This is a genomic window from Trinickia sp., from assembly GCF_051953405.1.
Classification (GTDB): Bacteria; Pseudomonadota; Gammaproteobacteria; order Burkholderiales; family Burkholderiaceae; genus Trinickia.
Genome location: NZ_JBQCIV010000075.1, coordinates 45,589 through 60,021 on the forward strand (window position 1 = coordinate 45,589; position 14,433 = coordinate 60,021).

The following is a 14,433-nucleotide window of genomic DNA, read 5'->3' on the forward strand; positions in this document are numbered from 1 at the left end:
GCAAAGTGCGCGGCCGCACACTCTGGGCTCGACGCGCCCCGTTGCCCGCCTTTGGTGCCCGAGATGCAAGAGCCGTTCCGGCTTCGGCGGGGCTTGGGCCCGCGGGCGCTTGGCGCCGACGAAAGAAAAACGGCTATTTTTTCGATAGAACCGACGTTCCCTACAGAGTATGATTCGAATCCTGCGAGCCGGCGCCCGTGGTCAAAACGCAGTCAGGCGCTCGCGGTCGCGGCTGCGCGACGCATCGCACGACGTCGCAGCAAGCGTATTCAGGGAGGCAGGTGACTCATGCATCACCCCGACGCCGCATTCACGCATCGCGGATACTTGCTCAATTGCGCGCCCGCGCGGGCAGGAGATGGCCGCTTTCAGCCGTACGTCGTGATCTCGCGCTCTAGCGATGGCGAACTCGTCGCGAACCGTTTTTTCCCGAACGATCTGCGTTTCGCCGACGAAGCCGCAGCGATCGCGCATGCGCGCGATTGGGCCGTGCGCTGGATCGACGCCAGTAGCTTGACGGTGTAGCGTGAATCGCTATGTTGGGCATGAAGTGTCCGTCGATCATCGGACGACATTGCACGAAACGCGGTAATCTTTTCGGATATTCGACTTTACACGCCGCATCGCTGCCGTTTTCACCATCATGCCGAATTCGCTTACCCGCCATTGGGGCCTTGACCAAATCGTGGCCGACCTGCGCGCCTCGCGCGAGCAATTGCATCGAACCCGCCATCCCCGTGGGATTCGAGAGCTGCCCTCGCGCCAAGCGATCGTCGGTATCGTCGAGGGCCTGCGTGCGGTCATGTTTCCGACGCACTACGGCGCGGCCGATCTGACCGACGAAAGCGTCGATTACTACGTCGGACGGACGCTCGAAAGCACGTTGCGGCTGCTGTGCGAGCAAGTGCGCCGTGCCCTGCGCTTTTTGCCCGAGCACGCCGATACGCCGGCACCCGAACTCGAAGCGCGCGCCTTCGAGATCGCGCGTGCGCTGGGCGCACAACTGCCGAGCATCCGGGCCACACTCGTGAGCGACATTCAAGCCGCGCACGTCGGCGATCCGGCCGCGCAGCACATCACCGAGATCTTGCTGTGCTATCCGGGCGTGCTCGCCATCATGCATCACCGGCTCGCGCATGCGCTGCACGAATTGGGCGTGCCGTTGCTCGCGCGGTTCATCAACGAGATCGCACATTCGGCAACGGGGATCGATATCCACCCCGGCGCGCAAATCGGCCGGAGCTTTTTCATCGATCATGGAACCGGCGTTGTCATCGGCGAGACCGCCATCATCGGCGAGCGAGTGCGGCTCTATCAGGCCGTCACACTCGGGGCGAAGACCTTTCCGGCCGATGCCGACGGGACGCTCGTCAAGGGGCATGCCCGTCACCCGATCGTCGAAGACGACGTCGTCATCTACGCCGGTGCGACGATTCTCGGCCGCGTCACGATCGGGCGCGGCTCGGTGATCGGCGGCAACGTCTGGCTCACGCATAGCGTCGTGGCCGGCACCAGCGTGTCGCAAGGCAACGTGCGCGAAGGCATGCGCGGCGAAGAGCCCGAGCCGCGAGGGCGCGCTCGCCGATGAATCGCGGACACGTCGTCATGCCTCGTTGCCTCGTGGCCGGCGTGCAGGCGACGGCGGCGGATACGGCGCGATCGTTCGCGCGCCACTCGCACGACACGTTCGGCGTAGGCGTCGTCCTGCGCGGCGCGCAGCGATCGGCAAGCGGGCGCGGGCCCGTGCAGGCGCGCGCCGGCGACGTCATCACCGTCAATCCGGGCGAAGTCCACGACGGCAGTCCGTTCGACGAACGCGGCCGCGCCTGGCACATGCTCTACCTGGAGCCGGAACTCGTCCACGACGTGGCGGGCGAACTCGGTGCGGCCCGGCCGGCATCGGTCGAACTCGAGCGGCCCGTCTTGCACGACGACGCATTCGTCGAGTGCTTCGAGCACGCGTTCGCGGCGGTGACGGGCGCGCCCGCCGCATCGGAGCCATTAGCCTGCGACGAGGCGCTGTTTGCCTTGATCGTCGCATTCGTTCGCCGTCATACGACCGTGCGGCTGCCAGCGCCGACGAACACCTCGGCCGACGGTGCGAGCGCTTCGATCCGACGCGCGAAGGCGCGTATCGACGACGATCCCTGCGCGGCTGTTTCGCTGGCCGACTTGGCGGCCGAAGCGGGCCTGAGCCGCTTTCAATTGCTGCGCGGTTTTGTGCGCGATACGGGACTCCCGCCCCACGCCTATCTGATTCAGCGGCGCATCTCGCTCGCGCGGCGTCTCATCGAACGAGGGCTGTCGCTCGCCGATGCCGCTGCCGGCGCCGGCTTTGCCGATCAAAGTCACATGACGCGTGCGTTCGTGCGGGCGTTCGGCGTGACACCGGCGCAATACGCTTGCGCGGTCCGGTAGCGGTTTCCACTCGATCTTCGCACGACGGCTGTCGACGATTGGCGTTCGATCGTCGCCATACCGTCGCGCATCGTGTGGCGCAGGCTCGAAGCGGTGCCACCCAGGTCGGCGCCTCGCTCGCGCTCCCCTGCAATTTCGTTCAAGACCGCGTGGGACCGCGTCCCTATCCTGCATCGCATCCTTTTATGTCGGGAGCGACGCGATGGGTTCACGTTTGACGGGCTATTTCTTTTGCGCGCTGGCGATGATCGGCGTGGGCAGCACGGTGGTGGCGAGCAAGCTGATCGCACACGGGCTGCCGCCCTTCGCCGCCACGGCACTGCGCTTCGGTATCGCCTTTCCGCTATTCGTCCTGGCGATGAAGGCGAAGGGCGAGGCTTGGCCGCGCGTGAGCCGGCGCGAAGCATGGCTGCTCGTCTTGCAGTCGGGTTCGGGCAGCGTCGGCTATACGGTGTTGCTGCTGAGCGGCATGCGGTTGACCTCGGCCACCGACGCCGGCGTCATTGCCGGCACGCTGCCGGCCGTCGCGGCGCTCGTCGCGGTCGTGATCTTGCGCGAGCGCCCGAGCGCGTTCACGCTCGGTGCAGTTGCTCTCGCGACCGTCGGCGTGTTCGTTTGCACGGTGCATCCGGCCGATCTCTCGACACACAGCGGCGTCGGCGCATCGGGGTCGCTGCTGCTCGGCAACGCCTTTATTCTGCTCGCCGTCACAGGCGAAGCCTTATTCATCTTGCTCAACAAACGCCTGCGCACACCCGTATCGCCGCTGCAGATGTCCGCGCTGATGTCGGGCATCGGCCTTGCGCTCTCGCTCGTCCCTGCGCTGATCGAACGACCGTGGACCGTCCATTACGACGGGGTCGCCATCGCGGGTGTCGTGTATTACGCGCTGGTGCCCACCGTCGGCGGATTCTTGCTTTGGTTCGCGGGCGCCGCGCGTATCGACGGCGCGCAAGCGAGCGCTTTGACAGCATTTGTCCCGGTCTCGGCCGCCGCGTTTGCCGCCGTTGTGCTGCACGAAGCGATCGGTGCGGCGCAAGGGTGGGCGATTGCATGCGTGCTCGGGGCCGTTGCGCTCATCGCTTACGATGGCGCCCAACGGCGCGGGCGCCCGGCATCGGTGTCCACCCCTCCTCGCGTGCATGTCGATTAGAGATCCTAAGCGAAACGATTGGCTCGAGTGGACGGCGGCTTAGCTAAGGCGGATGCGGCCCGGCAAGGGGCGTGCGCCGCTTAAGCGTTCGGCGGGCTGCCGCCCGTGCCGTTGCCGACGATGGACAAGAACTCGCGGCGCGTCGACGGATCGTCGCGGAACGAGCCCAGCATGCGCGAGGTCACCATCTGCACGCCGGGCTTGTGCACGCCGCGTGTCGTGATGCATTGATGGGCGGCTTCGAGAATCACGCCGACGCCCTTGGGCTGCAGAATTTCGTTGAGCGTATCGGCAATTTGCACCGTCATCTTTTCTTGGATCTGCAGGCGCTTGGCGAACGCATCGACGAGCCGGGCCAGCTTGGAGATGCCGACCACGCGATGATTGGGCAGATAGGCAACATGTGCGCGGCCGATGATCGGCACCATGTGATGCTCGCAATAGCTTTCGAAGCGAATGTCCTTCAGTACGACCATTTCGTCGTAGCCGTCCACCTCCGAAAAGGTGCGGGCCAGGATCTCGCGCGGGTCGTGCGCATAACCCTCGAAAAATTCTTCGTAGGCGCGCACCACGCGGGCCGGCGTATCGAGCAAGCCCTCGCGCGCCGGGTCGTCGCCGGCCCAGCGTAGCAGCACCCGCACGGCGTCTTCCGCTTCGGCGCGGCTCGGGCGCACCGGGCCCGCGGCCGAAACCGCCGCGCGCTTGCCGCCTTGGGCTGCCTTGTCGGCCTTCTTCGCTCGGGATCCTTCCTTCATCGCTTGCTCCTCGTGCGCTTCGCTTGCGCGACTCTACGAAATTGGGGCCATTGTTTCACGATTTCCGCTGCCGCGCGCATCGCCGACTTGCGCGCATCCGTAGCACAATATCCGGCACCCATCCCCCATCGATCCCGGAGGAGTTGCCGCCATGTCATTTGCTACCGTCAACGGGATACGCCTGCACTACCGAATCGACGACACCGGCCGCGCCGATGCGCCATGGCTCGTCCTGGCGAATGCGCTGGGCGCCGACCTGACGATGTGGACGCCGCAGTTGGCGGCGTTCTCTTCGCGGTTTCGCCTCTTGCGGTTCGATACGCGCGGCCTAGGCTGTTCCGACGCGCCATCCGGCCCGTACACCGTGGAGCAGTGGGCGGCCGACCTGCTCGGCTTGCTCGATGCGCTCTCGATCGAACGTGCGCATTTTTGCGGGATATCGATGAGCGGCTTGACCGGGATCGCGTTGGCTGCGCGACACGCGGAGCGAATCGATCGCCTCGTGCTGGCCCATACGGCAGCGCGGATCGGTGCGGCCGAAGTTTGGCAGGCCCGCGCGCATCAAGTTCGCGAGCAAGGGACGCGCGCGCTGGCCGATGCCACGTTGCAGCGCTGGTTCAGCCCTGGCTTCGCCGCGCGCGAGCCGCTCATGTGTGCGGCGATTCGCGACGCATTCGTGCACGCGGATAGCGAAGGGTACGCAAGCAATTGCGAGGCCATCGGGGCGGCGGATCTGCGGGCGGAACTCGGCGCAATCCGCGCGCCGACACTTGTCATGGCGGGAAGGGCCGATGCGTCGGTGCCGCCCGGCGACAGCCGTGCGCTCGCCGATGGCGTGGCCGGTGCGCGCTTCGTCGAACTGGACGCCCAGCACCTGTCGAATATCGAACGGGCTGCGGAATTTACGCAGGCCGTGCTCGATTTTCTGAGGGCGCCGCCCGCGGCGTAGCGCTAGGCATAGGCGTGCCCCGACAAGCGCAAGCGGCGGCCTATCGCCCGAATGCGGCGTCGGGCTTTATTCCTCGGCGTCGTGTTCGGCGACGAAACGCAGCAGATAGGCGCGCAAGGCAGCTTCGAGCGCGCGATGATCGGCAACGCTTTTCGATCCGGCTTCCTCCTCTTCGCCGAACAGGCTGGGCGGCGCGTCGCATACGCCCACTTCCAACCCTTCGCGGAGCACGCGAATTTCATGCGTGCCTTCCAGGTATTCGGCGACCCAATGAATCTTTTCGATATGGACGCCTGTGCGAACCGGTGCGGTCATCGAGAGCCTCCTCACGAGCAAAGCGGTGAACACTGCGGCAGTCGGCGAAAGCGGGCGCTTGCGCGCCGGCTTTCGATGTCGTGCCAGGTGCCTACTTCGCAAAAAGAGTACGCCACTCGGGCACCGAGCGCACGCGCTATCGTGTTGGCCGGTATTGGCCGGGGCACGATTAGCGACTGATGGCCTCGAGCGCCCGGCCTTTCGTCGACGGTCCGAGCAAGATCATGCAGATGCCCACGATCATGGCTGCACCGATGAAGACGGCCACACCGGGCACGCCGTACCGATGCAGCAAGACGCCGATCGCGAGGCCTGCGAAGGCGACGGCGAGCCGGCTCCACGAGTAGACGAAGCCCACCGCGCGCGCACGCACGCGCGTCGGGAACAATTCGGCTTGATAGCCGTGGTACGCGTACGACATGACGTTCGACGCCAGCGTGAAGAGCACGCCAAGCGCGATCAGCAGCCCGGGCGACGATGCCTGCGAGAACAGGGCGATCACGATCCCCATGATCAGCAAGCCGCCGCAGATCTGCGTTTTGCGTTCGATCTTGTCGGCGAACAGTGTGCCGAGCAGCGGGCCGAACGGGTTGGCGATGGCGATGATGAAGGCGTATTGCAGGCTCGTCGTGACGTGAACGCCACGGCTGATGAGCAGCGTCGGCACCCATGCGGCGAAGCCGTAAAAACCGATGGCCTGCGCCATGTTGAAAATCGAGAGTATGACCGTGCGCTTTAGATAGAGCGGGCCGAAGATTTCCCCGAACGAGCCGCGCCCTTCCACCTCGTCGCCGATCGGCCGAGGCGGCGACAGCTTGATGCCCTTTTCGGCTTCGACGCGGCGCTCGATATCGGCCACGATGCGCTCGGCTTCATCCGCTCGTCCGTGCCGGGCGAGCCAGCGCGGGCTTTCGGGAACGTTGCGGCGGATGATCCAGACGAACGCGGCGCCGAGCGTGCCGATCAGAATGACGACGCGCCAATATTCGAGCCCGAACGGATGCGTGCCCTTGAGGACGAACGCGAGAAACGCGACGAGCGGCACGACGCAGAACGTGATGAACTGGTTGATCGCATAGGCGCGGCCGCGTTCGCCGCTCGGGATCAGCTCGGAGATGTACGAGTCGATCGTCACGAGTTCCACCCCGATACCGATGCCGGCGACGATCCGCCACAAGTTGATTGCCTCGCCCGAACGCTGGAACGCCATGATCGCTGTGCAGACGACGTACCAGATCAGCGACCAGGTGAAGATGAAGCGCCGCCCGAAGCGATCCGCGACGAAGCCGAAGACGAGCGTGCCGAGCCACAAGCCGGCGAACGTGGAAAAGACGAAGGTGCCGAATCCCGCGACGGCGATCGGCGCGAGCGCCGAAAACACGCCGAGCGATTCAGGCTTGAACAGCCCCGACTGAACCATGCCTGGCGCGACATAGCCGGTGAAAAACAGATCGTAGAACTCGAATACGCCGCCGAGCGAGATCAGCATCACCATGGTCCACACGGTGCGCGATGGCGGCAAGCGGTCGAACCGCGCTGCGATTGCTAAGGATTGTCGATCGGTCATCTTCGCCTCTTTCCGTTCTTTTGCGTTTGGCTGTCGATTGCTTGCAGATGGCTTTTAGCGCGCGAGCGCCGGGAAAACCCCAAGGCAATGTGGCATGTCGTCAACTACTTAACAATGGGTGCGAACACGGACACTCGGCCCGCTCGATCAAGATATGCGCATAGTGGGCGGTGTTCGCGCCAGCAAGGGTGCGAATTGAGGGGGTATCGGGAGGCAATGGGAGGGGATCGAGGTGCCAACTGCATGTTGCACCACCGCATATCGCGATGTACCGCAGGCAGGAAAAAAAGCGCGCCGGCGATGTCGAAACGGCCTGCGCTCGCTCGTCGTATGGTCGGAGCCTCTCGATTCGCGAGTGCGCGAGCCGCGGCCCATTCATCCACGACATCATGACATTGGAGCGCCACAATGACCTCATCCGTTAAACCCATTCCCGAAGGCATGCATACGGTTACGCCCCACCTCATTTGCCGTAACGCGTCCGATGCGATCGCGTTCTATGAAAAGGCCTTCGGCGCGGTAGAACTGTTTCGCATGCTCGGCCCCAACGGCAAGATCGCGCACGCTCAGATCAAGATCGGCGATTCGGTGCTGATGATGACCGACGAAAGCGACGAATGCGGCATGGCTGGACCGCTGACGCTGAAGGGGACGCCGGTTAGCCTCTATCTGTACTTCGAGAATGCGGACAAGGCGTTCGAGCGCGCCGTGTCCGCCGGCGTTACCGTCAAGATGCCGTTGGCGGACATGTTCTGGGGCGACCGCTGGGCCGCGGTCGATGATCCGTTTGGGCACCATTGGCATATCGCCAGCCGTACGCGCGAACCGAGCATGGACGAGATGCAGCGCGCGATGGCGGAGATGCCGAATAAGTGAACGACTGAACGAATCGGGGCAACTTGCGCGCCGGCCCGCTACTCGAGGGGGGCCGGCGTGTCGCTGCAAACGCGCCGCAGACAGGTTCGCCGCCAACGGCGATCTATCGCTGACAGTGGCTGGGGTAACGGAGGGTTCGACAACACGAACGGCCAGCTGAGCGCGGCGCACAATGCGGCGCTTTCGTTGGCGAATATGGCGTGGGATCCGTCGGTAGGGTCGGGCGGCGGGATATACGCTGGCGCACAGTTGGCAATGCGTGCCGCCGCCAACAGCCAAACTCCCCACCGCCATCTCATCGACCAATTGCATCCATTGGCATTCGCATTGGGTGCAAGAGACGGGCGATTTCAGCGCGGACAAACGTCACGAGGTATGGGGCTGCGGCAGCGCGGCCGAATGCACGGCACTTTACGGGAGTGCCTACACGAACGTGGGCGGTGTAATCGATCCTCCGACTCCGGTGGGCAACATCGCTGCGACGATCCAAGCGCCGAACCTCTCGATCACCTCGGGCGGAAAGATCGTCAACGTCGGGAATGTGGTTGGCCAGTCGGTGTCGCTCACGGGTACGAACCTGTCGAACGGCATCACGAAATCGAACACGTATACCCCGGTAGTGGGCAACCCACCCCAGGTGATTAGTCTGGCGCCGGCCGCGGGCGGGCTGAACCTTTCCATTCCGGCAACATTGGGCGGCTCGGCACTGACGCAGACGAAGCTGGCGCAGCAAGGCAACGCGTCTTCGAGTGACACGGGTTCTACAGGCGTCGATTACGTTTTGGGCGGCACGGGCACGACGCTCGATCCAGTTTCGCCGCAGGTGCTGGTGCGGAACCTGCCGTCGAACCTTCAGCCGAGCACCTCGCTGTTCTATTACAACCCGCAAGCCGAGGACGCGGCGCTGCAAACGGCCGCGCTCAAGCAGACCGGACAGGCGACGTTCGTGAATGGGTTATCGAGCGATAGCAAACAGCAGTTGTCGGTCACCGATCAAGAAAAGTTGGTGTTGTATGCGAACGCAACGGAGTATGCGAAGGCAAACAATATCCAGCTCGGGCAAGCGCTGACACAGCAACAAATTGGCGAGCTGACGCAGCCGATGCTGTGGTACGTGGAGCAGACGGTGCCGGAGCCGGGGTGTTCGGCGACGGGTACGCTCACTTGCCCGACAGTGACCGCGCTGATGCCGCAGGTGTACTTGCCGGCGAATACGTCGGCGCTGTCGGCGGACGGGAACATTGTCGCGAGCGACAGTATCAAGCTGAACTTCGGCAACAAGGATAACGGCGGCAGCATCCTCAATACGGGGACGATCGCGTCCAATGGCTCGCTGACGGTAACGACGGGGACGCTGACGAATCAGCAAAACCAAGTCGACGTGGGTCAGATTTGGACGAACGTGAGCGGCGGGTACCTGGAAACGACGGGCACGCTGGTACAGCCTGGCGGGTTCATGAGCGCCGCGGCTGGGCAGATGACGCTGAATGTGTCGCAGCTCAACCAGATCGGTGGGTTACTGCAGGAGGCGAATCCAGACGGCTCAGCCAACAACGCTGCGACGCAGCAATTGCTGGGCCAGGTGCTGCAGCAGTTGGGCGGCAATTTCACGAAGACGACGGTAAGCGACGACCTGCATACGAACTTCGTGGCGGCGGGGGGGTTTGGCGTTCAGCAACTGGCTGCGATCGTGGCGGCCATTGCGGCGTCGATTGTGACCGCGGGGGCGGCAGCCGCAGCGATGGGGGCGACATTGGCGACAATGACGCTCGGCGAATCGATCGTTGTAGGCATGGCCAGCGGCATGGCAGGGAGCCTCGCAAGCCAGGTGATTTCGGGTAACGGGATCAACTTCGGTTCAATTTTGGAAGCAGGGGCGATCGGTGGGGTGACGGCTGGCCTGACCAATGGCATTACTTACAACAGCACGACTGGGTCACTCGGTATCGGAAACTGGGACCAGGGGCTGAACAGTCTGCCGCAGGATACGAGCACGCTGGGGCAGTTGGCGGGGATCTCCAACATCGGTAGTTCACTAGTGCCCGAAGCGGGACAAACGGCGGCGAGCAATTTGCCGACGGAATTAGCTGCGATGGGAGCGACGGCGACGATCAACGCCGGTGTGCAGACCGCGATTGAAGGTGGGAGCTTCCTTAATAACCTGAAGAATGCCGCCGTTGGAGACTTGGCAGCGGCAGGCGCTTACGCAATTGGCAATGCCGGCGAGAACTCGGACTCGTTCCTTGCGCAGGGATCTATCGGCTACGATTTGGCCCACGCGGCGTTGGGTTGCGCTGCATCGGCGGCCGAGGGGACTGGGTGCGTTGGCGGGGCCATTGGCGGGGCGGCTAGTGCGGCGCTGACGCCGTTGTTCGCGGGGGTGATTGATCCGCAGCACGACCCTCTTACCCAAGGCCAGACGGCCGCGCTCGGGGCCTTCGGAACATTGGTGGGTGGAGCGCTGGCGGGGTTGTCGGGAGCCAACGCTCAGGGCGGAGCGCAAGCGGGCCAAAATGAGGCCCTGAACAATACCGGCGGCTTCGGGCATTGGGGCAACCGTAAGCTCGTCGATCCGTCAATACACAACCCGAGCGCAGAGGCGGAGCTTGACGCTGAGGAGGAAGCGAAGAGTGACGTGGTGCGACTTTCGCCGGGACACATGCCGACTCAGCAGGAGCAGGAGGAAGGCGATTTTACGATCAAGCCCGGCGGTGGTCCGTTGCCGGTTGGCACGCCGTCCAATGGCGACTCCTATACGATCTATCCGCTTGGTTCCGGGGCTGCAAGTGGTCCATTGCCGGCCGGCTATACAATGGTTACCCGTTGGGTATCGCCTGAAGAGGCAAGTCAGTGGCTTGCGACACAGGGAACTGCCATCCCGGCTGGCATTGGGGCAGGTGGTCGGGTATATGTAACGATACCAGGGGCTCCTCAGCCAGGTGGCACGGGGCCCGTGCAAATTAACTTCGCGGTTCCGCAAGTCGCGATTAGTCCAGCGGGCAATGCTCAATGGGGGCAGATATTCCAACCAGTAACGAGCACGCCAATCTATAACACGACCATTGTTGTCCCGAAAGGCGTGACGATCCCAGGACATTAAGAGATGAGCTTTATCGACGTTACGCCTGAGTATGGCTTAGTGGTCCGGAAGGACGCGCTCCGGGAACGCGGCGTGTCGTTCGAGATGTTGCTGGCTGTGATGAAGACGGACGCTCCATTGGATAGTGATGATCGGCTAATCTCATTTGGGCCATCGTTTGGCCAAGAGGCTCTTGACGGATTGATTGAAGGGCTTTCTGGCTTGGGGCTGCACTACTTCGATGACTTCATCGAAGTAGTGGGCAACTATCCTGAGTGGTGCCGGTTCAAGGTCGGCTATGCGGCGAAATAAAAGTAGCAACCTGGCGAGGTCATAAGGCAGCGACCCCATTGCATCGGGATTCTGCGTATGAAATCACTTACGCATGCGTGATGACGAGCTTGCCGAGTTGCACTTCGATCTTGAGTCGTTGGTAAGGCATGAAGCCGGCTTGCTCGAGCCATCGGCCGGAGAGCTTGAACCAAGGCACGAGGGGCGGTGCGGGCCGTCGGCGAGGCGAGTAAGGTCGCCAGCGTGGCGATTGCTGAATCGTGACGCTGCGTGAGGGGTGTGCGTCGTCAAATGCTTTAAGATTGGCGTCAGCCATATCGACTCCTGGTATGAGTTGATGTTGGTCAGCGGGCCGTGAGTGTTGGTAGCACTTGCGGCCCGCGCTGCGTTTACGGCGATGGGAGGGGTGGCCGTTCTCCTGTTAGCTGCGATGTTAAGTCTTTGATTGTATTAAAAATAAGTAGTCCTAACAATTAGCCGATCGGCCTAGGACGCTGAGTAATGCAGTGCGGGCCATGCGGCCCGATACCTTGACGAATGAAGAAGTGCCGGTCCGGAGCGGCCCGGAAATGCGACATTACTACTTGGTTTCTACAGCCGGTGTAGCGGCTATATGCCCGGCCGTGGATAACGCAGCGTTATGTCTTGCGCCCCCGGTCCTGATGCATGGCGCTTGCGCGCAAAGCTGATGAGCCCAGCCCTCCCGGCTGTCTGCTGTGCGCGGGCTACGGCCGCGATGCGTCCTTCGCTCCGTACTCGCAGCCTGCCTCCCATCCGCCCCCAAGGGGCTCCCTGTTTAGCCGTTGCTGCGCAACGGAAAACAACCCCAAACGAAAAATCGCGGTTCGGCATGCGGTGCAAGCCGCCAAGTCGTCTTGCACCGCAGAGCCTGAGCGTGGCGAACCGATCGCCGTCAAGGCCAAGCTCTGCGGGCGCGCTGGCGCGCGGTCTTGACCGGGTTGATGCCGGACCTTCTGCATAGGTGGGTGGGACTCACGCTGCTGGCCTGGCGAGTGTAACGCCGTGCTCGTCGCGTCAAGGGTTCGCTTCGCCGGGCTGCGCCCGCGCTTGACGCGCCTGAGCGCGGCGCAGGCTCGGTGAGGGCAACAGCTCGAGTGTCGCGGAGGGCGAACATCTGGGCGCTGAAGGATATCCATTCGGCTACGCATCCCGCGCGGCTCACGCGTGCGACACTGAAACCGGAGGATGAACCGCCGGCGACGGTGGCCGACTTACTGGACGCACTGGATGCCAAGGCGTAAGCCGAGGCCGAAACGGAGGAATAGATGAACTTACGGGAGTGGTTAAAATGGCGCCATGCGTGACTGAGCTTAGGGGCCGAAAAATGGGAACGAGCTACGAGAAGGACGTGGTGGCATGGGCCAACGAGCAGGCTGCGTTGTTGCGCGCGGGCAAGTTCTCGGCGCTAGACATCGAGCACATCGCAGAGGAAATCGAGGACGTGGGTAAGAGCGAACAACGCGAACTGATCGTCCGTATGGCCGTGCTGCTGGCGCATCTGCTCAAGTGGCAGTTCCAGTCCGCGCGGCGGGGCGCAAGTTGGCTACGAACGATCAAGGCTCAACGGCTGGACGTTGCCTACCTTCTGGATGAAGCCCCCAGCCTGAAACCGAAGTTGGTCGATGCTGAGTGGATGCGCGTTGTATGGGCAAAGGCTCTCGCACAGGCGGTCAGCGAAACCGAACTCGATGTGTTCCCCGAAACTTGCCCATGGTCCATGGAGCAGGTGTTGGACGAGGAGTATATGCCGGACTGATTGTTGGATCATCCGAAGACCTGCCGGCCTTGCGCCGGCTTTTTCACGGCCGTTGCTGGCGTGGTGCGAGTTGGCCACCTTCTTAGCCGCCCTTGGGCGGTTCTCTCCCCCTTCCCCCTTCTATCGTCGCTGGGCCAATACAATCGGCGTGCAGCGCTTGCGCGCCATCGCTCTTTAACCTCCTTCGCCGACGCCTCGGTGGGCCGCAAAACCGCGTCTGGGCAAAAAATCCTCCTGGTCGAACCGCGTCTAGGCGACGACGGGCTGCAAAGCCAAGCCGCGTCTAGGTTTGCGAGCCGTTGCGGTCAGAGGTTGTCTCGGGTGTTGGATATGGGGCCATTGGTGGAGCGGCTAGTGCGGCGTTCTCGCCTGATTTGCGGAAGGCGATCGATCCGACGGGTGCTGCGCTCGCTCCCGTAACCGAATGACACAAATGGTGCGTAACCGCGTGCGAGCGGCGGGGCGGAGCAACATTGGCAGCTGCCACTTGTTCCGGCACGCGATGGCCACGCAGATGCTGGAGAACGGGGCCGACGTTCGGTTCATCCGGGCGATGCTCGGCCACGCGGACATCAAGACGACGCAGGTGTACACGCGGGTGAGCATCCGGGCGCTGACGGATATCCATTCGGCTACGCATCCCGCGCGGCTCACGCGTGCGACACTGAAACCGGAGGATGAACCGCCGGCGACGGTGGCCGACTTACTGGACGCACTGGACGCCGAGGCGCAAGCCGAAGGCGAAACGGAGGATTAGGTGAACTTACGGGAGTGGTTAAAATGGCGCCATGCGTGACTGAGCTTAGGGGCCGAAAAATGGGAACGAGCTACGAGAAGGACGTGGTGGCATGGGCCAACGAACAGGCTGCGTTGTTGCGCGCGGGCAAGTTCTCGGCGCTGGACATCGAGCACATCGCAGAGGAAATCGAGGACGTGGGTAAGAGCGAACAACGCGAATTGGCGAGCCGTATGGCCGTGCTGCTGGCGCATCTGCTCAAGTGGCAATATCAGCCGGAGCGTCGCGGTTCGAGTTGGCCGCGCACGATCAAGGAACAGCGACGCGCCATTGAGGTGACTCTGCGAAAAACGCCCAGCCTTAAGAGTTCGCTCCGTGATTCGGATTGGCTTGTGAGTGCATGGGCCGATGCAATCTCTAAGGCCGTTGCTGAGACCGATTTGGAAGACGTGTTCCCCGAAGTCTGCCCGTGGTCAACGGAGCAGGTGCTCGATCCGGGGTTCCTGCCGGGGTGAAG

Annotated in this window: 14 protein-coding genes and 1 pseudogene; 11 read left to right on the forward strand and 4 right to left on the reverse strand. The window is 63.2% G+C overall.

Annotated elements, in window-relative coordinates:
* Nucleotides 1–288 precede the first annotated feature (288 nt).
* The 4 genes from ACTHN9_RS12890 (at nt 289) to ACTHN9_RS12905 (ending at nt 3,571) form a co-directional block, all read left to right on the forward strand.
* Nucleotides 289–525 carry a hypothetical protein gene (locus ACTHN9_RS12890; RefSeq protein WP_440537153.1) on the forward strand — a complete coding sequence of 79 codons (237 nt, stop codon included), beginning with the start codon at nt 289–291 and terminating at the stop codon, nt 523–525.
* 118 nt (nt 526–643) lie between these two features.
* The gene (gene epsC, locus ACTHN9_RS12895; protein ID WP_440537154.1) at nt 644–1,588 is read left to right on the forward strand and encodes a serine O-acetyltransferase EpsC; all 945 of its coding nucleotides are present in this window, start codon (nt 644–646) and stop codon (nt 1,586–1,588) included.
* Nucleotides 1,585–2,418 carry an AraC family transcriptional regulator gene (locus tag ACTHN9_RS12900; protein WP_440537155.1) on the forward strand — a complete coding sequence of 278 codons (834 nt, stop codon included), beginning with the start codon at nt 1,585–1,587 and terminating at the stop codon, nt 2,416–2,418. Before epsC ends, ACTHN9_RS12900 begins: the two co-directional genes overlap by 4 nt.
* 202 nt (nt 2,419–2,620) lie before the next feature.
* Entirely contained in the window at nt 2,621–3,571 is a 951-nt protein-coding gene (locus ACTHN9_RS12905) for a DMT family transporter (protein WP_440537156.1), read from the forward strand.
* Nucleotides 3,572–3,651: 80 nt separating this feature from the next.
* Here ACTHN9_RS12905 and folE read toward each other — a convergent pair whose 3' ends face one another.
* Nucleotides 3,652–4,326, reverse strand: coding sequence for a GTP cyclohydrolase I FolE (folE, locus tag ACTHN9_RS12910; RefSeq protein WP_440537157.1), 675 nt, complete (start codon nt 4,324–4,326; stop codon nt 3,652–3,654).
* Nucleotides 4,327–4,477: 151 nt separating this feature from the next.
* Between folE and pcaD the strand changes: the two genes are divergently transcribed.
* Nucleotides 4,478–5,275, forward strand: coding sequence for a 3-oxoadipate enol-lactonase (pcaD, locus tag ACTHN9_RS12915; RefSeq protein ID WP_440537158.1), 798 nt, complete (start codon nt 4,478–4,480; stop codon nt 5,273–5,275).
* Nucleotides 5,276–5,341: 66 nt separating this feature from the next.
* Here the strand turns inward: pcaD and ACTHN9_RS12920 are convergent, their stop codons facing one another.
* Both ACTHN9_RS12920 and ACTHN9_RS12925 read right to left on the reverse strand, forming a co-directional pair.
* Nucleotides 5,342–5,590 (reverse strand): hypothetical protein, encoded by a 249-nt coding sequence (locus tag ACTHN9_RS12920; RefSeq protein ID WP_440537159.1) that lies wholly within the window; start codon nt 5,588–5,590, stop codon nt 5,342–5,344.
* Between the two features lie 169 nt (nt 5,591–5,759).
* A complete protein-coding gene (locus tag ACTHN9_RS12925) occupies nt 5,760–7,085 on the reverse strand; it encodes an MFS transporter (protein ID WP_440537188.1) in 1,326 nt (441 codons plus the stop codon).
* A 480-nt stretch (nt 7,086–7,565) separates the two neighbouring features.
* Between ACTHN9_RS12925 and ACTHN9_RS12930 the strand changes: the two genes are divergently transcribed.
* The 3 genes and pseudogenes from ACTHN9_RS12930 to ACTHN9_RS12940 all read left to right on the forward strand — a co-directional run bounded on the left by ACTHN9_RS12930 (nt 7,566) and on the right by ACTHN9_RS12940 (nt 11,424).
* Complete coding sequence (locus tag ACTHN9_RS12930) at nt 7,566–8,033, forward strand: VOC family protein (protein ID WP_440537160.1); 468 nt, start codon at nt 7,566–7,568, stop codon at nt 8,031–8,033.
* A 313-nt stretch (nt 8,034–8,346) separates the two neighbouring features.
* A pseudogene (locus ACTHN9_RS12935) lies at nt 8,347–11,133 on the forward strand (DUF637 domain-containing protein); the annotation flags it as partial.
* A gap of 3 nt (nt 11,134–11,136) precedes the next feature.
* Entirely contained in the window at nt 11,137–11,424 is a 288-nt protein-coding gene (locus tag ACTHN9_RS12940) for a hypothetical protein (RefSeq protein WP_440537161.1), read from the forward strand.
* Nucleotides 11,425–11,491: 67 nt separating this feature from the next.
* Here the strand turns inward: ACTHN9_RS12940 and ACTHN9_RS12945 are convergent, their stop codons facing one another.
* Nucleotides 11,492–11,719 (reverse strand): SymE family type I addiction module toxin, encoded by a 228-nt coding sequence (locus tag ACTHN9_RS12945; RefSeq protein WP_440537162.1) that lies wholly within the window; start codon nt 11,717–11,719, stop codon nt 11,492–11,494.
* Between the two features lie 1,029 nt (nt 11,720–12,748).
* Between ACTHN9_RS12945 and ACTHN9_RS12950 the strand changes: the two genes are divergently transcribed.
* The 3 genes from ACTHN9_RS12950 to ACTHN9_RS12960 all read left to right on the forward strand — a co-directional run bounded on the left by ACTHN9_RS12950 (nt 12,749) and on the right by ACTHN9_RS12960 (nt 14,431).
* Nucleotides 12,749–13,180 (forward strand): DUF29 domain-containing protein, encoded by a 432-nt coding sequence (locus ACTHN9_RS12950; RefSeq protein WP_440537163.1) that lies wholly within the window; start codon nt 12,749–12,751, stop codon nt 13,178–13,180.
* 433 nt (nt 13,181–13,613) lie between these two features.
* Nucleotides 13,614–13,937, forward strand: a complete 324-nt coding sequence (locus ACTHN9_RS12955; RefSeq protein WP_440537164.1) for a tyrosine-type recombinase/integrase — start codon at nt 13,614–13,616, stop codon at nt 13,935–13,937.
* Between the two features lie 59 nt (nt 13,938–13,996).
* Nucleotides 13,997–14,431: a DUF29 domain-containing protein gene (locus ACTHN9_RS12960; protein WP_440537165.1), complete on the forward strand. Its 435-nt coding sequence runs from the start codon at nt 13,997–13,999 to the stop codon at nt 14,429–14,431.
* Nucleotides 14,432–14,433 lie beyond the last annotated feature (2 nt).